Here is an 18,934-nt window from a genome sequence, read left to right as displayed (position 1 = left end):
AACGCCCCGCGATTTTTTATTTGCCGAGAGAGGCCAGCACCTTCTGGGTGATCTCACGGATCATCGCCTCGTTGGAGGCGGGGTTCGCGGTTGGGGCCGATTTGGCCGCGCAGGAGGCCTTCTGCTCCGGGGTCAGGCAGCGGCATTTGTCGGTGCCGCGGTTGGCGCAGCGGGAGCAGCCGGGGTGCCGTCCGGGCAGCTTCATCTGCTTGCGGATTTCAATCAGCCGCTCGATCTGCTCGCAGGTCAGCTCCTGAGCGCCGCCGAGCTGCTTTGCGTAGAGGCTCACCTTCGCCCAATATTCGAGCGTCTCCATGCGGAAGTACGCCTGGGTCAGGTCGACGCCCACCGACAGCGCGCCGTGGTTTTCCAGCAGCACCGCGTCGTGGTCCTTGAGCGCGTCGGAGATCGCCTCGGGGATCTCCATCGTGGAGGGGGTGCCGTACTTGGTCAGCGGCACCTCGCCGAGGAAGATGATGACCTCGGGCATGATCATGCTGTCGAGCGGCATGCCGCAGACGGCGTGCGCGGTCGCGACAGGCGGATGCGCGTGGACCACGGCGGTCACGTCGGGGCGCTCCTGATAGACGCGCAGGTGCATCTTGAACTCGGAGGAGGGCTTATACTTCGCGTTGGGCTCGAGCATGTTGCCCTGCCCGTCCACCTTGAGGATCATGTCGGGGGTCATGTAGCCCTTGGACACGCCGGTGGGGGTGCAGTAGAACTCGTTTTCGCTGATCTTGACGGAGAAGTTGCCGTCGTTGGCGGCGACAAATCCGTTCTGATAGATGCGGCGGCCGATGTCACAGAGCTGTTTTTTGATTTCGTATGCCGATGCCATAAATTTCGTCTCCTTTTTTACACTGTTTTGCAGAAGGTGGTTGCATTTCCTGTTCATTCCTGTTATCATCTTATCAAGATTAATCAAAACAAGCTATATTTGGCGGCGATATTGATCATTTCACCTCTATAACTTGATCTGCAATCCATTTTGATCACCTATGATCGACAGAAGGAGGAAATCCGATGCTCGCCTACGAACGCAAGCAGCAAATCCTCGACTATATGCGCGAACGGGGGCGGGTGGTCACCGTCGAGCAGCTGTGCGCCGCCGTCTTCGCCAGCGGCGCCACCGTCCGCCGCGACCTGCGCGAGCTGGAGGAGAGCAAGCTCATCCGGCGCACCCGCGGCGGGGCGATCCTCGTCGAGGGGAGCACGAGCGAGGACCCCCTCGCCTTCCGCGAAAACCAGAACGCGATGAAAAAGCAGATCATCGCCGACATGGCTTCCCGCCACATCTCCGACGGGATGACCCTCTTCCTCGATTCGTCGAGCACCGTCTTCGCGCTGGCGCGGACCCTCGACCGCTTCACCAACATCAAGGTGATCACCAACGGACTCAAGACCTCCCTGCTTCTCTCGGAGTTCAAAAACGTCAAGGTCTTCTGCACCGGCGGCACCCTGCGGGAGAATTCCAAGTCCCTCGTCGGCGAGACCGCCTGCGGCTACATCGACCGCTTCAACGCCGACATCGCCTTCATGTCCTGCCGGGGCTTCAGCATCGAGCGGGGGGTGTCGGAGGCGAGCGAGGAGGAGGCCGCCGTCAAGCGGCGCTACCTCGCCAACTGCAAAAAGGCGATTCTCCTCTGCGACCTCTCGAAGATGAACGTCGACTTTCTCTGCAAGCTCGCCGCCCTCTCCGACTACTACGAGGTGATCACCGAGCGCAAGGAGACCAACGACCTCTGCAACCAGTACACCCAGCTCCACCGGCCGAACTGACCATATCCATAAAAAAGGGCCCTCCCCGCCGGGGAGGGCCCTTTTTTATGCGTTATTCCTCGGTGACGACGCCCTTGCGCAGGATGATGTTGGCGTAGAGCGCCAGCTCGGAGGAGGTGACGACCGCGTAGGCCTCCTTCGCGCGCTCATAGAAGGCGAACCGCTCGATCATTTCGATCCTGTTGTTCACCGGCTCGTAGCGGTTGATGATCTCCCGGTACTCGTCCCAGATGACCGGCTTGCAGGGGTCGCCGGGGACGACCTCCATCAGCCCCACCTGGTACTCGCTGTAGGAATCGAGCGGCATGAGCCGCAAAACCGCGTCGAGGAGCTTCGGCACGCCGTTGCCGTCGCAGCGCACGAGGCGTTTGGCCATCGCGGCGTGCGGGAAATTGCCGTCGCCGATCACGATCGTGTCGCCGTGGCCCATCTCCATCAGGATTTTGAGCAGCTCGGGCGGCAGGACGCTGGGGATGCCCTTTAACATCGCAATTCCTCCTTCATCTTGCCGAACATTTTCGGCAGGATGAAGCCGCTGCGGCGGGGTTCCCCGCTCGCTGCGCTCGCTCAACGCGCGGTAGGAACCTGACGGTTCCCCCACACACGCCCCCTCCCTTTCGGTCAGGCGGGGAATTGCCGAATATGATGGCTTGTCATCTGTCAAGAGGGGGCGGCAGTCCGCCGCCCCCTCTTATCTGTTTTCTCAGCGGTAGAGCGGCCCGTACTGCTCACAGGCGCGGTAGTCCGCCGACTCGAGGTCCCGGGTGCCGTAGGAGGCCCAGGTGTGCGGGCGGTAGACCGCGTCGTCCTCCACGTTGTGGAGCGAGACGGGGATGCGCAGCATCGACGCCAGCGTGATGAGGTCCGCGCCGATGTGCCCGTAGACGAAGGCGCCGTGGTTCGCGCCCCAGTTGGCCATGACGCTGTAGACGTCCTTGAAAGCGCCCTTTCCGGTCAGGCGGGGGGCGAACCAGGTCGTCGGCCAGGTGCGGTCGGTGCGCAGGTCGATCTTTTCGTGCATGTCGTCGGGCAGCAGGGCGGTCCAGCCCTCGGCGAGCTGAAGCACGGGGCCGAGCCCGTCGACGAGGTTGAAGCGCACGAGGGTGACGGGCATCTCCGCGTGGGTCTTAAAGTGGGAGGAGAACCCGCCGCCGCGGAAGTACTCATAGTTGGCGCGGCACCAGTCGGTCGCACGGAGCATCGCTTCGATATCGGAATCGGTGACGTCGAACCACTGCTTCATGCAGCCGTTTCCGTTCTCGTCCTTCGAGACGCCGGTGGCGTCGAGCGCCGCCGCACCCGAGTTGATGAGGTGCAGGAAGCCGTTGGCGGCGACGCCCTCCGGGCGGCGTCCGCACACCCGCTCGACCGCCTCGGGGCTCCAGTAGGTGCGCACGTCGGCGAAGACGGGGGCGCGGTTGGTCAGCAGCGCCTCAAAGAGCATGGCGACGCCGTTGCAGGTGTCGTTCTCGGTGGCGAGCACGGTCGGGCACTTCTTGCCGTTCCAGTCGAAGGTGCTGTTGTTGATCGCCTCCATGAAGTCGCCGTTCGGGAGCCAGTCGGTCCACTGGCGCTGCCCCTGGAAGCCGCCCGCGATCGCGTTGCGGCCGAGCGACTCCTCGTGCCAGCCCATCTCGGCGAGCTTGGGATTGCCGTACAGGATGTCGTGGCAGACGAGCGTCTGCTTGACGATGAACTCCCAGTCCTTGTCGGCCGGGACGACCTTGGATTTCGTGATGACCTCCGGCAGGTTCTTGCCGGCGTTGCAGTCGAAGCCCTCCTTACAATTGGCCTTGACCCATTTGAGCGCCTTCTCATACTCGTCATGGTCGTAGATCTCCAGCGTGATGCGGCGGACGATCTCGGTCATGTCGACCCACTCGGCGCGGATGCCCAGATATTTCTGGAAGAAGTCGGCATTGCAGTTGGAGCCGGCGATGCCCATCGCGACGCCGCCGAGGTTGACGTACGCCTTGTCCCGCATGAGCCCCACCGCGACGGCGCAGCGCGCGAACCGCAGCAGCTTCTCCGATACGTCCGCCGGGATCGAGGTGTCGTCGGCGTCCTGCACGTCGTGGCCGTAGATCGAAAAGACGGGCAGATTCCGCTGCGCGTGGGCGGACATGGCCGCCGCGAGGTAGACCGCGCCGGGGCGCTCGGTGCCGTTGAAGCCCCAGACCGCCTTGATGGTCAGCGGGTCGAGGTCCATCGTCTCGCTGCCGTAGCACCAGCAGGGGGTGACCGACAGGGTCGCCACGACGTTTTCGGTGGAGAACTGCTCGGCCACCTTGGCCGCCTCCGCGCCGCCGCCGATCGTCGTGCAGCCGATGACGCACTGGACCGGGGTGCCGTCGGGATATGTAAGGTTCTTCGAGATCAGCTCCGCCGCCGCGTAAGCCATGCCCATCGTCTGGTTTTCGAGGCTCTCGCGGACGCCGCCCCACCTGCCGTCGATGACCGGCCGGATGCCAATTTTCGGATAACTCATGAAATGACCTCCTTCAGTTTGACTGTTGAACAAAATCCGGACGCACCGTCCGGATATTTTTATTGCCTGTGTCCAATTTTACACAATCGCCCCGCAAAAGTTAATTCGTTATTTTCCGGAAATTGGTCGTAATCCTATGAAAAAAGAGAGGGACGGCCCGCGCCGTCCCTTTCCCGGTCTCATCCCCCGGGCAGGATATACTGTTTAAAGCGCGCGTAGGCCGCCTCCCACGCAGGAACGTCCTCCGGCAGGTATTCGACCGGCTCGAAGGAGTTGGAGATGATCCTCCGCGCCTCCCACACGTCGCCGATGTCCCCCTGCGCCATTAGCTGCACCGCGATGTTGCCCAGCGCGGTCGCCTCGATTGGCCCGGCCACCACCCGGCAGCCGGTGGAGGAGGCCGCCATGCGGCAGAGGAGATTGTCCTTGGTGCCGCCGCCGACCATGTGGATGCTGTGGTAGTCCTTGCCCGTGCAGTCGCGGATCTGGTCGAAGGCGCAGCGGTACTTGAGCGCGAGGCTCTCGTAGATGCAGCGCATGATCTCGCCGACCGTCTGCGGCTCCCCCTGCCCCGTGCGCCTGCAGAAGGCGCGAATGCGGCGGGGGATGTTGCCCGGCGCGACGAATTCGGGCGCGTCGGGGTCGATGAAGTAGCGGAAGGGCTCGGAGGCCAGCGCGTGCTTTTCGAGATCGTTGTAGCTGTACTGCTCCCCCTCGCGGCGGTACTGGCGGCGGGTCTCCTGGATCATCCAGAGGCCGATGATGTTTTTGAGGAACCGCACCGTGTACCCGTAGCCGCCCTCGTTGGTGATGTTGTAACGCAGGCTCTTCTCCCCGATGACCGGTTCCCGAAGCTCGGTGCCGAAGAGGGACCAGGTGCCGCAGGAGATATAGATAAAATCCTCCTCCGTCGCGGGCGCGGCCACGACCGCGCAGGCGGTGTCGTGGCCCGTCACCGAGACCACCTTCACCGGTCCGACGCCCAGCTCCTCGCGGATGTCGTCCGACAGGACGCCCAGCGGGGTGCCCGGCTTCACGATATCGGGGAAGAGGTCCTCGGGGATCCCCAGCCGCCGCATGATCCCTTTGTTCCACTCGTGGGTGCGCGGGTCCATGAGCTGGGTGGTGGAGGCGATCGAATATTCCGACGCCTGCCCGCCCGTCAGCAGGTAGCCGAAGAGGTCGGGCATGAGCAGCGCGCGGCTTGCGCGCTCGAGCAGCTCGGGGCGCTTCTGCGCGAGGGAATAGAGCTGGAAGATCGTGTTGAGCTCCATGAACTGGTTGCCGGTCGCCCGGTAGAGCTCATCGCGGCCGATGATCCCGCAGACCTCCTCGATCATCCCGGCGGTGCGGGCGTCGCGGTAGTGGACGGGGTTCTGCATCAGGTCGCCGTGCCGGTCGAGCAGGCCGAAATCCACCCCCCAGGTGTCAATGCCGATGCTCTCGAAATCGCCCAGCGCCTTCGCCTTGGTGATGCCCTGCTTGATCTCGTGAAAGAGCGCGAGCACGTCCCAGTAGAAGGTTCCGCGCACCGTGACGGGGTTGTTGTCAAAGCGGTGAACCTCGGTGAGCGCGATGCGCTCCCCATCGAATTCCCCGAGCATGGCGCGGCCGCTCGACGCGCCGAAATCAAATGCCAGCAGTCTCTTTTTCATCTCATGACACCCTTTTCCTCTTGATTTATTCCACGCTCGTGAACGGGAACATCAGCTTCTGGTTCTCCTTTTTGTAGAGGTCCTCCTTCTTGATGATCACGCTGTCGGTGTTGACCACCTCGGGCACCGTCCTGCCCTGGAGGATCGAAACCGTGTTGGAGACGCTCAGGTACCCCATGTTGAAGGGGTTCTGGATGACGAACGCCTGGATCGTCCCCTGCTCCATGAACTGGATCTGCTTTTCCGAGCTGTCGCAGGCGATCAGCCCGACCTCCCCCTCCAGCCCGAGGTCCCGGATCGCGTTGGCCACGCCGAGCGCCGACGACTCGTTGAGCCCCACCATGCAGCGGATCTCCGGATGCGCGATGAGCATCTCCTTGGTGCGCTGCCGGGAGACGATCTCCGAGCCGTCGCAGTAGTCGAGCGCGGCCACCCGGTCCGCCCCGCCCGCGACGTTTTCGATGAGCCCGTCGCGGCGTTCCACCGCGGTGCGCGCCCCCTCGACATGGCCCATCACGCCGATCTTCTGCTCGGACGGGACCGCCTCGTCCACCAGCTCGGCGAGTTTGCGGCCCATCGCGACGTTGTCGGTGCCGACGAAGCACCGCCGCCCGTCGTAGTTGACGTCGCTGTCGACCGTCACGAGCAGGATGCCCGCGTCGGTCACCTCCTTGCAGACGGGGACCATCCGCTCATAGTCGCTCGCCGCCAGAATGATCGCGTCGGGGTGCTTGGCGATCGCCTCCCGCACCAGTTCGATCTGGCGATCGACGTCCTTTTCCATCGGCGGGGCGGTCACCTCGCAGTTGACGCCGTATTCCGCAGCGGCCGACTGCACCCCCTGCTCGACCACCCGCCAGAAGTCGGGCGGGTTGGCCAGCGCCTTGAAGATCACCTGAATGTTGTAGCGCGCGGCCGGCTCCTCCTCGGGGAGCAGCAGGCGGCCCTCGTGGACAAAGAAGAAGAGCAGCGCCCCAAAGCAGAAGAACAGCGCTGCCAGCAGCAGGAAATAGCGCCGTTTAAACATCATCTTCATCACCGCCTTCGATCACCGGCAGCCAGATTTCCACACGGGTGCCCTCGCCGGGCGCGGAGAAATAGTGCAGCCCGTATTCCTCCCCGAAGCAGAGGCGGATGCGGTTGTTGACGTTGATCACGCCGATCCCCCGGTCGGTGTCGGGGCGCGGGACGAAGAGCTGCTCCAGCTGCTCGGCCGTCATGCCCACGCCGCTGTCCGCGATCGTGATGGTCAGCCGATCCCCCGCAGTGCGCGCCGAGATGGCGATCTCGCCTCCCGCCTGGCTCATCTTGATGCCATGGTAGACGGCGTTTTCAACGATCGGCTGGAGGATGAGCTTGGGGGTCATCAGCCCGAGCAGCTCGGGCTGCACGTCGACCCGCCAGGAGAGCTTATCCTCGTAGCGCATCTTCTGGATGGTGAGGTAGCTTTTGATGTTCTCCACCTCGTTGAGCAGCGTGACGAGGTTTTCCCCCTTGCTGATGCTCGTGCGGAAGAGCCGCGCGAGCGCGGAGGTGACCTCCACGACCTCATCGTTCTTGCCGCCCGCCGACATCCAGATGATCGTGTCGAGGGTGTTGTAGAGGAAGTGCGGGTTGATCTGCGCCTGTAGGGCGCGGATTTCGCTTCTGCGCTTCTCCTCCTCGTCCCGCACCGTCTTTTCCATCAGGTCCTTGATGCGGGAGATCATGACGTTGAAGGTCTTGCTGAGGTGGCCGATCTCGTTGTTGAGCTCGATCTCCGAGCGCACGTCGAAGTTGCCCACCTCGACCTCGTGCATCGTGTTCTCGAGCATCTTGATCGGGTTGGTGATCGTCGTGGAGATGAGCACCGCGAAGGTCATCGCGAAGAGGATCGAGATCCCCGCGAGGCGGAAATAGAAGTCGATGATGCTGCTCTTGTCCTTGATCAGCTCATCCACGTTCACCACCCCCACCGCGCTCCAGCCGGTCAGCTCGGAGTAGTTGCGGGTGTAGATGCGGTTGTTCACATCGTCCCGCAGGTAGGTGTCCCGCATCTTGAGGATCTCCTCGACGAGCTCGCTCTTGATGCCCGAGTAAAGGAGCTGCTGCTGGGGATGGTAGATGATGTTCTTGTGCCGGTCAATCAGGTAGATGTAGCCGTTCTTGCCCAGCTGGGCGTTTTCGCAGATCGCCTCGATTGACCGGTAGTTGAGGTCGATCACCATGACGCCCGTGACCTCCCCCGTCTCGGGGTCGAGCACCGACTTGGAGATCGAGATGACCCACTTGTACTCCCCCGACACGAGGTTCTGCACGTGGGAGGGGGAGACGACGATCTCGTCCTTGTAGGACATCGGCTTCAGGTACCAGTCGGTGACGTTGAACTCGGAGTTCTCGTTGACCTCCTTTTCGACGTCGCTGAGCACGACGTCCTTATACTTGGAGATCACCGCGATGTTGGTGATGTCGCTGCGGGTGTTCGCCACAATGTTCATGTGCGCGGCCGCGTTCGCGCGCAGCCGTTCCAGCTCCTTCTCCTCGATGTAGGAGAGGCGCTTGTCGTGGTGCCGGTTATAGAAGGCCATCACGTCCCGCACGTCCTTGTTCTCGACGACCACCTTCGCCATACTCTTCATGTTGTCTATGTACGAGTCGATGCTCGCGTTGATCTCCCCGAGCAGGCGCACGGTGTAGTTGATCGAGATGCTCTCGATGTCGTTCATCGTGTAGTAGTAGGAGACGAGCGACACGAGCAGCACGATGATCGAGATGAGCAGCATGAAGGGCAGGATCATCGTGCCGCGCACGCTGTACGGATTGAGCGCCTTCCTCAGTTTTTTCCAAACCTTCCGCACGTCTTCCCTCCCCCGGCTCAGGCCTGAGGCGCGGTGTCGCCGCGCCGGCTGAACTCCCGGTATTCCTTGGGCGTCATGCCCGTCACCCGCTTGAAGGTCACGCTGAAATAGTGCGGGTCGGAGAAGCCCACGTCCTCCGCGGCCTCATAGGTGCGCCGGTCGGTGAAGGCCAGGATCTGCTGGGCCTTCTCCATGCGCACCCGGGTCAGGTATTCCACAAAGGTCGCGCCGGTGCGCGACTTGAAGATCGCGCTGAAATAGCTCGTGCTGATCGCAAGGTGCTCGGTGATCATGTTGAGGGAGAGCCTCGGGTCGCCGTAGTGCTCGCGGATGTATTTTTCCGCCTTGCTCACCTGGGCGGCGGCGGTGTCGCTCTTGGTGAGGGCGAGAATTTTGAACGCCTTGTCGCACACCTCGTCGATCATCCGTTCCAGCCGCCCGAGCGTCGGGGCGGAATAGAAGTTGAACTGCTCCCACGTCTTTTCGAGCGACTCCACCTCGGCGCCGCCGATCAGCTCGTCGGTGAGCCCGATGAGGGTCATCATCAGCTTCTGGCTGTAGAGCACGCACCGCTCGAAGGGGACGTGGCCGGAGCGGAGCTGCCCGACCAGGTCGTGCACAGCGGCGCGGGCGCCCTCCCGGTCGAGGGTCTTGACGGCGGCCTCCAGCCGCCGCTCGCAGCTGAAATAGTCGATGTCCCGCGTCTCCCGGATGTCGACGTCCGCCACGCAGGTGACGCTCGACTCCCCGTAAAAGAACCGGTAGCCCAGCGCGGTCATCGCCTGCCCGTGGGAGAGGTGCAGCTCGTCGAGGTAGGCGACCGGGTCCCCGATGCCGCCCGAGACGGGCACCTGCAGCGCGGCGCCCGCCGTCTTGGAGATCGTCCGGCAGAGCCCGATGGCGGCCGCGTAGAGGCCGTCGCGCTCCCCGGAGCTGATGATCAGCTTGGTCAGGCCGTCGTTGCCCTGGAAGGCAAGCGTTCCGTGGCTGTTTTCCGACAGCTCCTGCGCGATGTTCGCCAGCCCGTAGCGCATCAGCTCGAGGTTGCCGCCGTCGTCCTCCGTCGCGGGCGCGCGCAGGTCCACGTCGAGCACCGCCGCGATGTGATAGCGCCCCGCGAAGTCCAGCTTGTGTGCGCGGCAGCTCTCCTCGATCCGCTTCGCGTCGAGGCGGCGGGTCATGAGCTGATTTAAGAAGTAGCTGGCGACGATCTGCATCGAGTCGTCGATGTTGCGCAGCCGGCGCTCGTCGAGCTCCCCCCTGAGCCGGTCGGTCAGCTCGTTGATGCTCGCCGGGGTGACCGGCTTGAGGACATAGTCGTAGACCTGCATCTTGATCGCCCGGTGGGCGTACTGGAAGTCGTCGTAGCCGGTGAGGATCACCACCACGGTGTTGGGCAGGTGCTCGTTGATATAGCGGGTGAGCTCGAGTCCGTCGACAAAGGGCATGCAGATGTCGGTGATCAGCACGTCGGGCACAAAGCCCCCCTCGAGCTTTTCAATCGCCTCCCGCCCGTCGCGGCAGCCGACCGGCGGGTCGAAGCCGTGCTCGGTCCAGCGGATCGTCCGGAGCATCGCGCCCAAAACCTCAAGTTCATCCTCCGCAAGCATGATTTTGTACATGTTGACGCCTGTGCCTTTCTGGAAATGTCGATTTCTGTTCATTTTCATGTTATCGGAAAACACACGGCCTTACAAGAGAATTTCCCCTGAAAAGTAAAAATTTGAACAATTTATGGAAAATTCTCTATGGGATTCCCCCGGAGAAGCCTCTATAATGAAAATCAGCGGGCAACATATGTCAAATTATATAATTTATTTATTCATTATTATTATTTTTTGTAGTATGTTGACAAATACAACCAATAGGGGTGATTCTGCTGTGAGTGAACATACCAGCCCGGAAAGCCCGGTCATCCTCCAGATGGTCGGAATCGACAAGCGTTTCCAGGGCGTCCACGCGCTGAAACAATGCCACCTCGAACTGCGGCGCGGGGAGATCCACGCGCTCGTCGGAGAAAACGGCGCCGGTAAGTCGACGCTGATGAAGGTGCTCACCGGCATCTACAAGGCGGACGAGGGCAAGATCATCTACAACGGCAAAGAGGTCCAGTTCAAAAACCCGAAGGAGGCCCAGGAGGCGGGCATCTCGATCGTCCACCAGGAGCTCAACCTGATGAACCACCTCACCGCCGCCCAGAACATCTTCATCGGGCGGGAGTGCAAGGGCTTCTTCCTCCACGACGACCAGATCAACGCCGCCACCCAGAAGCTCTTCGACCACCTCAAGCTGACGATCAGGCCCACCGACAAGGTCGGCTCCCTCACCGTCGGCAAGCAGCAGATGGTCGAGATCACCAAGGCGATCTCCTTCGATTCGTCGGTGCTCATCCTGGATGAGCCGTCGGCGGCCCTCACCGAGGCGGAGATCACCGAGCTCTTCAAGACGATGAACGACCTGCGGAACCGCGGGGTCACGATGGTCTACATCTCCCACCGCATGGACGAGATCATGGAGATCACCGACCGCATCACCGTCATGCGCGACGGCGAGTATATCACCACCCTCAACACGAAGGACACCAACCTCGATGAGATCATCAACGCGATGGTCGGGCGCACCATCTACGAGGAGCCCAAGACGGTGAGCAACGTCCCCCCCGACGCGCCGGTCGTGCTCGAGGTGGAAAACCTCGTCTCCAAGGACGTCAAGGGCGTCTCCTTTCAGCTACATAAGGGCGAGATCCTCGGCTTTGCCGGTCTGATGGGCGCCGGGCGCACCGAGACGGCGCGCCTCATCTTCGGGGCCGACCCCCGCGACGGGGGCGTCATCCGCAAGAACGGCACGGAACTCCACATCAAAACCCCCGAGGACGCAGTCAAGGCCGGCATCGGCTACCTCTCGGAGGACCGCAAGCGGTTCGGGCTCGCGGTGGGGCTGTCCGTCGCGGACAACACCGTGCTCGCGAACCTCGAGGAATTCTCCCGCGCCGGCTTCGTCGACGACCGCAAGATCCGCGAGGCCACGCAGGAGTACGTCGGCAGGATTAACATCAAGACGCCGTCTGTTTCCCAGCTCATCCGCAACCTCTCGGGCGGGAACCAGCAGAAGGTCATCATCGCCAAGTGGCTGGTCAAAAACTGCGACATCCTGATCTTCGACGAGCCCACGCGCGGCATCGACGTCGGCGCCAAGAGCGAAATCTACAAGCTCATGAACGAGCTGGCGCACGAGGGCAAATCGATCATCATGATCTCCTCCGAGCTGCAGGAGGTCCTGCGCATGAGCGACCGGGTCGTGTGCATGTGCGAGGGCAGGCTCACCAAGATCCTGGATATCCAGGACGCCTCGCAGGAGGTCATCATGAAATACGCCACTATGAGAAATTAACGGAGGTCGTTGGTTATGGGGAACACAGCTAAAAAACTCAACATTCAGAAACTTCTCGCCCCCGCGGCGCTGGTCATCCTGTATATCTTCTTCTGCTTCTTCGGCAAGAACTTCTTTTCCGCCGGCACCCTCGTCAGCATCCTCGACAGCACCTACTACGTCGGGATGATGGCGTTCGGCATCACCTTCGTCATCATTACGGGCGGCATCGACCTGTCGATCGGCACCAACATGATGATGTCCGCCCTCATCGCGGGCTACCTCTACACCAAGGGCGTCAACATCTGGCTCTGCCTGGTGGTCATCGTGATCATCGCCACCTTCGTGGGCTTCATCAACGGCACGCTCGTCTCCCGCCTCAAGCTCCCCCCCTTCATCGCCACGCTCGGCATGATGATGATGACCCAGGGCTTCGGCTCGATCATCACCAAGGTGCAGACCCAGCGCTTCCCCTCCGGCTTCGACGCGGACGGCGGCTACAAGGCGGTCTTCTACAAGACCCCCGGCGGCTTCCCCTCCGGCATCGTCTATATGCTCGTCTTCTTCCTCATCGCGATGCTTCTGCTCAACAAGACCCGCTTCGGCCGCTACACCTACGCGATCGGCTCCAACGAGGAATCCGTCCGGCTGTCGGGCGTCAACGTCATCAAATGGAAGACCCTCGTCTACACCGTCTGCGGCTTCTTCTGCGGCCTTTCCGCGATCGTCTATGCGGCTACATACACCACCATCATCCCCGGCACCGGCAACGGCCTTGAAATGAACGCCATCGCGGCGGTCATCATCGGCGGCACCTCGATGTCCGGCGGCATCGGCACCATGTCCGGCACCCTGATCGGCGCGCTGCTCATGAGCGTGCTCAAGACCGGCCTCATGTCGATGGGCCTGCAGGGCCACTTCCAGACCTTCTTCACCGGCCTCGTGGTCATCCTCGCGGTGCTGCTCGACATCTACCGCAACAAGAAGGCTTCCGCCGCGAAATAACCCGTCGCTCCTGCGGGAGGACTCCCGTGTTAAAATAGCCACCATTTGTTAAGGAGGAAAACAAAATGAAAAAATTCCTGGCAATCGTGCTCGCGGGCCTGATGCTGATCTCCATTTCCGCCTGCGGCTCCAAGCCGGCCGCCGAGCCGACCCCGGCCCCGGCAGCCCCCGCCGACACCGCGGAACCCGCCCCTGACGCGGCCGCGCCCGCTCCCGCCGACAACGGCGAAAAGCCCTACATCGCGGTCGTCTCCAAGGGCTTCCAGCACCAGTTCTGGCAGGTCGTCAAAAAGGGCGCCGATCAGGCGGCCGCCGACCTCGGCGTTGAAATCACCTTCGACGGCCCGCCGACCGAGTCGGATATCGCCATCCAGGTCGACATGCTCAAATCCGCGATGGACAAAAAGCCCGCCGCCGTCTGCCTCGCCGCGCTCGACACCGAGTCGGTGAAGGAGCAGCTCCAGGCCTGCAAGGACAACGGGATCCCCGTCGTCGGCTTTGACTCGGGCGTTCCGAACGCTCCCGAGGGCTCCATCTATGCGACCGCTTCCACCGACAACTCCGCCGCCGCCGCGATCGCTGCCGAGCAGCTGTACGCTGACGCCGGCTTCCAGGCGAAGCTCGCCGCCGCCACCCCCGAGGCGCCGATCAACGTGGCCGTCCTCTCCCAGGACGCGACCTCCGATTCGATCATCTCCCGTACCTCCGGCTTCATCAACAAGCTCGTTGAGCTCGTCGGCGACGACTCCGTCAAGGTTGTCGGCCACGACAAGTATGCCAAGGACGCCGCCTCCCCGAAGGTGATTGTCAACGTCAACGTCCCGGCCACCACCTCCGCCGCCGACCAGAAGACCGGCGCCGAGGCGCTGCTCGGCCTCGACAACCTCGTCGCGATCTACGGCTCCAATGAAAACGCCGCCGGCGGCATCCTCGCCGCTTCCAACGACGGCAACGACTTCAACAAGGACAACGGCAAGTTCAAGGACATCATCGCCATCGGCTTTGACGCCGGCAAGACCCAGCGCGTCGCCGTCGAGAACGGCTGGTTCCTCGGCTCCGTGACCCAGGACCCCTACCAGATCGGCTACAAGGCCGTCTCCCTGGCGGTTGACGCCATCAACGGCAAACCCGCCGCGAGCCCGATCGTCGACACCGGCGCCAAGTGGTACAACGCCGAGGCGCTCCAGGATCCTTCGATCTCCGAGCTCGTCTACGAATAACGCCCAATTCACATTCATTTCTTTCTCCTATTCTCGTCAGACCGGCTCCCCGCCCTGCGCGGGGGGCCGGTTTTCTCTTGTTCCCCGCCGCCACGGTATCCTTTGGGTACCTACGTTACCGGAAAGTGCTTACTTTACTTTGCGCGGGCGGTGTATTATGATGAAAGCGTCGAAAGAACGCGCCTCCCGGCGCGGGAATAGAATGAAAGGCGGGCCGATTTATGGACGCGCAATCCTATCTGAAGATGTTCCGGACGGTAAAGATCGCCTCCGCCGCGACGGTGGACGCCGACGGGAACCCGCAGTCTCGCATCATCAACGTTATGCTCTGCGAACCCGAGGGGCTCTATATCGTAACCTCGCGGGGAAAGCCGTTTTACCGGCAGCTTGCCGAAACCGGGAAGATCGCCCTCTCGGCGATGGCGCCCGACTGCCAGTCGCTCAAGCTGAGCGGCCGCGTGCGGAAGGTCGAGCAGAAATGGGTCGACCGGGTGTTCGAGCAGAACCCCGGCATGAACGAGGTCTACCCGGGCGAGAGCCGTTACGCGCTCGACGCCTTCCTCATCTATGAGGGCTCTGGCGAATGGTTCGACCTGCTCCACTACCCCATCCGCCGCGAGACCTTCTCCTTCGGCGGCGCGCCGGAGGAGCACTGCGGCTTTGAAATCACCGGCAGCTGCATCGGCTGCGGCGCCTGCGCCGACGCCTGCCCCCAGAAATGCATTTCGGAGGGCACGCCGTACAAAATAGCATGGGAGCACTGCCTGCAGTGCGGGCTCTGCTCCGAGACCTGCCCGGTGGGGGCGATTCGCCGGCTGCACCGGTAGGACTCAGATAAAGGGGAACACACATGTCACAAATACTGCGCCTCTATGGCGAACGGCGGGAGTTCTTCGCCGAGCTGCTTGTGCAGCACCTGCGCATCTCTGCGACCGCGATCGTCATCGCGGCGGCGGCCGGGCTGCTGCTGGGCGTCTATATCAGCGGACACCGGCGGGCCGCGCCCTTCGTCATCGGGGTCACCAACGTCGTATACACGATCCCGTCGATCTCCCTGCTGGGCTTTTTGATCCCGTTTTCCGGCATCGGGGACACGACCGCGATCATCGCGCTCACCGTCTACGCCCTGCTGCCGATGGTACGCAACACCTACACCGGCATCACCTCGATCGACCCCGAGATCATCGAGGCGGCGCGCGGCATGGGCAGCACCGACCTCCAGATCATGGTGCGCGTCAAGCTGCCGCTGGCGATGACCGTCATCGTCGCGGGGCTGCGCAACATGGTTGTCATGACCGTCTCCCTCTCGGGCATCGCCGCCTTCATCGGCGCGGGGGGACTGGGCGTCGCGGTCTACCGCGGCATCACCACCAACAACATCAGCCTCACCGTGGCGGGAAGCCTGCTGATCGCCGCCGTGGCGCTGCTGTGCGATTTCCTGCTCGGCAGGCTGGAGCACTATCTCAAAAAGAAATGGAGACTGGAACAATGAAACATCAAATCCGTAAGGTTCTCAGCGTTCTGCTGGCCGTCCTGCTCTTCGCGGGCGTCTTTTCCGGCTGCGGCAAAAAGGATTCCGGCGTCGTCAAGATCGCCACCAAGCCGATGACCGAGCAGTTCATCCTCTCGGAAATGCTCGCGCAACTCATCGAGCAGGACACCGGGCTCACCGTCGAGATCACCAAGGGGATCGGCGGCGGCACCACCAACATCCACCCCGCGCTCCTCAAGGGCGACTTCGACCTCTATCCCGAATACACCGGGACCGCCTGGGCGTTCGTCGTCAAGCGGGAGGACGTCCCCGACGACGACACCCTCTACGCGGGCCTGCAGGAGGCGTACCAGAAGCTCGGCCTCAAATGGACGGGGCTCTACGGCTTCAACAACACCTTCGCGCTCGCGGTGCGGCGCGATGTGGCGGAGCAGTACGGCATCAAGACCTACTCCGACATCGCGAAGGTCTCCCCGGAACTCGTCTTCGGCGCGAACCCCGACTTCTTCGAGAAGGCGGACGGCTTCCCCCACCTTGCCGAGGCCTACGGCATGAACTTCAAATCCACCTCCGACATCGACATCGGCCTCAAATACAAGGCGCTTGAAAACGGCGATATTGACGTGACCAACGCCTTCACCACCGACGCGCAGCTCAGCGTCGCGGACATCACGCTGCCCACCGACGACAAGCACCTCTTCACCAACTACTACTGCGGCACCGTCGTGCGGATGGATACCCTTGAAAAGCACCCCGAGCTCGAGCCGGTGCTCGAGAAGATGAACGGCCTCATCACCGACGCCGAGATGGCCTCGATGAACTACCAGGTCGAGGTGGAAAACCGCGATGAAAAGGAAGTCGCGAAGGAATTCCTGACCTCCAAGGGGCTGCTCAAATGAGCGGTGACCCGATCATCCGTTTCGACCATGTCGGCAAGAGCTACGGCGTCAACGACGTGCTCACCGACGTGAGTCTCTCGATCGCGCGCGGCGAGTTCGTCACCGTGATCGGCAGCTCGGGCTGCGGCAAGACGACCCTTTTAAAGCTCATCAACGGCCTGCTCTCCCCCGACACGGGCGCCGTCTATGTGGAGGGGCGGGACGTCTCGACCGTCGACCAGATCGTCCTGCGCCGCAACATCGGCTACGCGATCCAGGGGGTGGGGCTCTTCCCCCACATGGACGTGTGGCACAACATCGCCTACGTCCCCACCCTGCTCAACAAGCAGAACAAGGAGAAGACCCGCCGCGCGGTGAAGAAATGGATGGAGGTCGTGCGCCTCGATCCCGAGCTTGCCAGACGCTATCCCGCCGAACTCTCGGGCGGGCAGAAGCAGCGGGTCGGCATCGCGCGGGCGCTCGCCGCCTCCCCAGACATCCTGCTGATGGATGAGCCGTTCGGCGCGGTGGACGACATCACCCGCAAGGCGCTGCAGGACGAGATTCTGCGCATCCACCGGGAGCAGGGCGTCACGATCGTCTTCATCACCCACGACATCGGCGAGGCACTCAAGCTGGGGAGCCGCGTGCTCGTCATGGACCACGGCGGCATCGTGCAGGACGGCCCGCCCGACGAGCTGCGCAACCGTCCCGCCACCGCCTTCGTGCGGGAGCTGGTCGGGGGCTGACGATCCATTGCCATCTATACGGGAAGGCTGCAGGCAGATGCCTGCGGCCTTCCTTTTTTGCGCGCCGGACCTGTAAAATTTGGATGCGCCGCGGGTAAAATGTTCAGGATTTTTTCTCGATCCGCACACAAGAACGTCGATCGAACGGGTCAGCCGCCTGATCTCCCCTCATGTGCAGACGGACGCGACCGCCCTCTACAGCTAAAGGGAAAACTCGCCTGAACGCGGCCCCGAAGCCGCAAGCCCACGCAAAAAAGGCGCCCGGCGGTCAATCCGCCGGGCGCCTTTCCGCATCCGCTTTTAGGGGCGCGCCGTCAAAACTTGCTGATGTTCACCCCGTTGACCTCGACGCCGTCGTTGGCGCGGATCAGGATATACCGCGCGCCGTCGATCACCCGCGTCTCGACCAGATCGCTGCGCCCGGGGCTCACATGGATTGTCACGTCGGGGGTGCGGACCTCGATCCGTTTCACGTCGACGAGATTTTGCGGGCTGACGTCCGCGTCGGCGCCGAACCCGGCGTCGAACTTCTCCTCAAATTCCGCCGCCTGCGGCTCCGCGACGCCGCACGATTCGAGCACCCGCCGCACCGTCTGCTTGGACACCACCAGCGGTGCTTCGGCCTTGTTCGCCTTGTGCTCCTCGACCATCTCGTACAGCCGGTCGTGGACCGCCCGCACGACGCCGTAGCTGCATTCGCCCGCCAGCGTCTCCCCAAGGATCGACTGGAAGGTCTCCTTCTGTTCGGCGGCGGGCATCGGCGCCTCACGGCGAAAGACCGCGTCCACGAACTCCCCGTGGCTTTCCGCGATGTCGCGCGAGTAGTAGAGCGCGCCGTAGATGTTGGCGCTGCGGTCGTCGAACGCGGGGAACAGGAACCCGAGCTCGGGTGCGCCGACGATCCAGTCGGTCCGGCAGCTGCGGAAGGCGTTCTCGTTGACGTAATAACCCAGCGCGGGCTTCGTCTCCTTGATCGGGCAGACGGCGCACAGGATGTAGGAGTATACCTCCGAGGAGGCGTCGTCCTGCCGTTCCCCGTCCTTCGAGCGGTAGGGCACGTCGTATTTGTCCGCCGCCAGCAGGATCAGGTAGCCGCCCTCCAGCGTAAGCGACTGGATCACCCGCTGGAAAAAGGCCTGCACGGCCTCCTCGTCCTTCAGCGCGGAATCCCGCAGCGCCATCAGCAGCCGGTGCTCCTCGCTGTCGACGACCTGCTGCGTCGTAAAGGGGATGTCGACCAAATTCTTCCCGACCGTCCCCGAGAGGGCCCGGCGGAGGATTGTCAGCAGCTTTTCGGACTCCTCCTGCGGCATCACCGCGAGCGACTGGTCGATGCCGGTGACGATCTCCCGCTTGTCGTTGACGTAGCATCCCCGGATGTGGGTGATGTTCGACTTGTCGGGACGGAACCGGCGGCGGATTTCTGCAATTTCTTTTTCGTTCATAACTTCCTCTAGTC

At 62.6% G+C, this 18,934-nt stretch carries 16 protein-coding genes; 8 read left to right on the top strand and 8 right to left on the bottom strand.

Annotated elements, in window-relative coordinates; translation table 11 throughout:
• Window positions 1-16 precede the first annotated feature (16 nt).
• Window positions 17-841: a class II aldolase/adducin family protein gene (locus NE609_RS08190; protein ID WP_101553245.1), complete on the bottom strand. Its 825-nt coding sequence runs from the start codon at window positions 839-841 to the stop codon at window positions 17-19.
• Window positions 842-1,026: 185 nt separating this feature from the next.
• Here NE609_RS08190 and NE609_RS08185 point away from each other — a divergent pair, with 185 nt between their 5' ends.
• Window positions 1,027-1,782 (top strand): DeoR/GlpR family DNA-binding transcription regulator, encoded by a 756-nt coding sequence (locus NE609_RS08185; RefSeq protein WP_121586816.1) that lies wholly within the window; start codon window positions 1,027-1,029, stop codon window positions 1,780-1,782.
• A gap of 52 nt (window positions 1,783-1,834) precedes the next feature.
• Here the strand turns inward: NE609_RS08185 and NE609_RS08180 are convergent, their stop codons facing one another.
• From NE609_RS08180 to NE609_RS08155, 6 genes are all read right to left on the bottom strand, one after another.
• Window positions 1,835-2,269 carry an RbsD/FucU family protein gene (locus tag NE609_RS08180; RefSeq protein ID WP_101551622.1) on the bottom strand — a complete coding sequence of 145 codons (435 nt, stop codon included), beginning with the start codon at window positions 2,267-2,269 and terminating at the stop codon, window positions 1,835-1,837.
• Between the two features lie 216 nt (window positions 2,270-2,485).
• Window positions 2,486-4,270: an L-fucose isomerase gene (locus NE609_RS08175; RefSeq protein WP_256152258.1), complete on the bottom strand. Its 1,785-nt coding sequence runs from the start codon at window positions 4,268-4,270 to the stop codon at window positions 2,486-2,488.
• A gap of 179 nt (window positions 4,271-4,449) precedes the next feature.
• Window positions 4,450-5,925, bottom strand: a complete 1,476-nt coding sequence (locus NE609_RS08170) for a rhamnulokinase family protein (RefSeq protein WP_121586818.1) — start codon at window positions 5,923-5,925, stop codon at window positions 4,450-4,452.
• A gap of 25 nt (window positions 5,926-5,950) precedes the next feature.
• A complete protein-coding gene (locus tag NE609_RS08165) occupies window positions 5,951-6,955 on the bottom strand; it encodes a substrate-binding domain-containing protein (protein ID WP_158595625.1) in 1,005 nt (334 codons plus the stop codon).
• Window positions 6,945-8,762, bottom strand: a complete 1,818-nt coding sequence (locus tag NE609_RS08160) for a sensor histidine kinase (RefSeq protein WP_256152257.1) — start codon at window positions 8,760-8,762, stop codon at window positions 6,945-6,947. Before NE609_RS08160 ends, NE609_RS08165 begins: the two co-directional genes overlap by 11 nt.
• Before the next feature lie 17 nt (window positions 8,763-8,779).
• Window positions 8,780-10,384 (bottom strand): helix-turn-helix domain-containing protein, encoded by a 1,605-nt coding sequence (locus NE609_RS08155; protein ID WP_158595626.1) that lies wholly within the window; start codon window positions 10,382-10,384, stop codon window positions 8,780-8,782.
• Between the two features lie 301 nt (window positions 10,385-10,685).
• Here NE609_RS08155 and NE609_RS08150 point away from each other — a divergent pair, with 301 nt between their 5' ends.
• From NE609_RS08150 to NE609_RS08120, 7 genes are all read left to right on the top strand, one after another.
• Window positions 10,686-12,152: a sugar ABC transporter ATP-binding protein gene (locus NE609_RS08150; protein ID WP_121586831.1), complete on the top strand. Its 1,467-nt coding sequence runs from the start codon at window positions 10,686-10,688 to the stop codon at window positions 12,150-12,152.
• A 15-nt stretch (window positions 12,153-12,167) separates the two neighbouring features.
• Complete coding sequence (locus tag NE609_RS08145) at window positions 12,168-13,136, top strand: ABC transporter permease (RefSeq protein ID WP_101551634.1); 969 nt, start codon at window positions 12,168-12,170, stop codon at window positions 13,134-13,136.
• 65 nt (window positions 13,137-13,201) lie between these two features.
• Window positions 13,202-14,356, top strand: a complete 1,155-nt coding sequence (locus NE609_RS08140) for an ABC transporter substrate-binding protein (protein ID WP_121586821.1) — start codon at window positions 13,202-13,204, stop codon at window positions 14,354-14,356.
• Window positions 14,357-14,577: 221 nt separating this feature from the next.
• On the top strand, window positions 14,578-15,183 hold the full coding sequence (locus NE609_RS08135) for a 4Fe-4S binding protein (RefSeq protein WP_256152256.1): 606 nt from the start codon (window positions 14,578-14,580) through the stop codon (window positions 15,181-15,183).
• A 23-nt stretch (window positions 15,184-15,206) separates the two neighbouring features.
• Window positions 15,207-15,848 carry an ABC transporter permease gene (locus NE609_RS08130; RefSeq protein WP_101551640.1) on the top strand — a complete coding sequence of 214 codons (642 nt, stop codon included), beginning with the start codon at window positions 15,207-15,209 and terminating at the stop codon, window positions 15,846-15,848.
• On the top strand, window positions 15,845-16,747 hold the full coding sequence (locus NE609_RS08125) for a glycine betaine ABC transporter substrate-binding protein (RefSeq protein WP_256152255.1): 903 nt from the start codon (window positions 15,845-15,847) through the stop codon (window positions 16,745-16,747). The genes NE609_RS08130 and NE609_RS08125 overlap by 4 nt, the downstream gene beginning before the upstream one ends.
• On the top strand, window positions 16,744-17,475 hold the full coding sequence (locus NE609_RS08120; RefSeq protein ID WP_256152254.1) for an ABC transporter ATP-binding protein: 732 nt from the start codon (window positions 16,744-16,746) through the stop codon (window positions 17,473-17,475). The genes NE609_RS08125 and NE609_RS08120 overlap by 4 nt, the downstream gene beginning before the upstream one ends.
• A 314-nt stretch (window positions 17,476-17,789) precedes the next feature.
• Here NE609_RS08120 and NE609_RS08115 read toward each other — a convergent pair whose 3' ends face one another.
• Window positions 17,790-18,920: a DUF4317 domain-containing protein gene (locus NE609_RS08115; RefSeq protein ID WP_101551651.1), complete on the bottom strand. Its 1,131-nt coding sequence runs from the start codon at window positions 18,918-18,920 to the stop codon at window positions 17,790-17,792.
• Window positions 18,921-18,934 lie beyond the last annotated feature (14 nt).

Origin of the sequence: Anaerotruncus sp. DFI.9.16 (assembly GCF_024461615.1) — a bacterium.
GTDB classification, from domain to species: Bacteria; Bacillota; Clostridia; order Oscillospirales; family Ruminococcaceae; genus Anaerotruncus; species Anaerotruncus massiliensis.
Note: the sequence above shows the minus strand (reverse complement) of the source record. Positions and strands in the feature narration are given on the sequence as shown.

What these genes read in the sequence shown, in the direction of transcription:
- NE609_RS08190 (WP_101553245.1), bottom strand. Translation starts at nt 841, where the DNA reads ATGGCATCGGCATACGAAATCAAAAAACAGCTCTGTGACATCGGCCGC.
- NE609_RS08185 (WP_121586816.1), top strand. Translation starts at nt 1,027, where the DNA reads ATGCTCGCCTACGAACGCAAGCAGCAAATCCTCGACTATATGCGCGAA.
- NE609_RS08180 (WP_101551622.1), bottom strand. Translation starts at nt 2,269, where the DNA reads ATGTTAAAGGGCATCCCCAGCGTCCTGCCGCCCGAGCTGCTCAAAATC.
- NE609_RS08175 (WP_256152258.1), bottom strand. Translation starts at nt 4,270, where the DNA reads ATGAGTTATCCGAAAATTGGCATCCGGCCGGTCATCGACGGCAGGTGG.
- NE609_RS08170 (WP_121586818.1), bottom strand. Translation starts at nt 5,925, where the DNA reads ATGAAAAAGAGACTGCTGGCATTTGATTTCGGCGCGTCGAGCGGCCGC.
- NE609_RS08165 (WP_158595625.1), bottom strand. Translation starts at nt 6,955, where the DNA reads ATGATGTTTAAACGGCGCTATTTCCTGCTGCTGGCAGCGCTGTTCTTC.
- NE609_RS08155 (WP_158595626.1), bottom strand. Translation starts at nt 10,384, where the DNA reads ATGTACAAAATCATGCTTGCGGAGGATGAACTTGAGGTTTTGGGCGCG.
- NE609_RS08150 (WP_121586831.1), top strand. Translation starts at nt 10,686, where the DNA reads ATGGTCGGAATCGACAAGCGTTTCCAGGGCGTCCACGCGCTGAAACAA.
- NE609_RS08145 (WP_101551634.1), top strand. Translation starts at nt 12,168, where the DNA reads ATGGGGAACACAGCTAAAAAACTCAACATTCAGAAACTTCTCGCCCCC.
- NE609_RS08140 (WP_121586821.1), top strand. Translation starts at nt 13,202, where the DNA reads ATGAAAAAATTCCTGGCAATCGTGCTCGCGGGCCTGATGCTGATCTCC.
- NE609_RS08135 (WP_256152256.1), top strand. Translation starts at nt 14,578, where the DNA reads ATGGACGCGCAATCCTATCTGAAGATGTTCCGGACGGTAAAGATCGCC.
- NE609_RS08130 (WP_101551640.1), top strand. Translation starts at nt 15,207, where the DNA reads ATGTCACAAATACTGCGCCTCTATGGCGAACGGCGGGAGTTCTTCGCC.
- NE609_RS08125 (WP_256152255.1), top strand. Translation starts at nt 15,845, where the DNA reads ATGAAACATCAAATCCGTAAGGTTCTCAGCGTTCTGCTGGCCGTCCTG.
- NE609_RS08120 (WP_256152254.1), top strand. Translation starts at nt 16,744, where the DNA reads ATGAGCGGTGACCCGATCATCCGTTTCGACCATGTCGGCAAGAGCTAC.
- NE609_RS08115 (WP_101551651.1), bottom strand. Translation starts at nt 18,920, where the DNA reads ATGAACGAAAAAGAAATTGCAGAAATCCGCCGCCGGTTCCGTCCCGAC.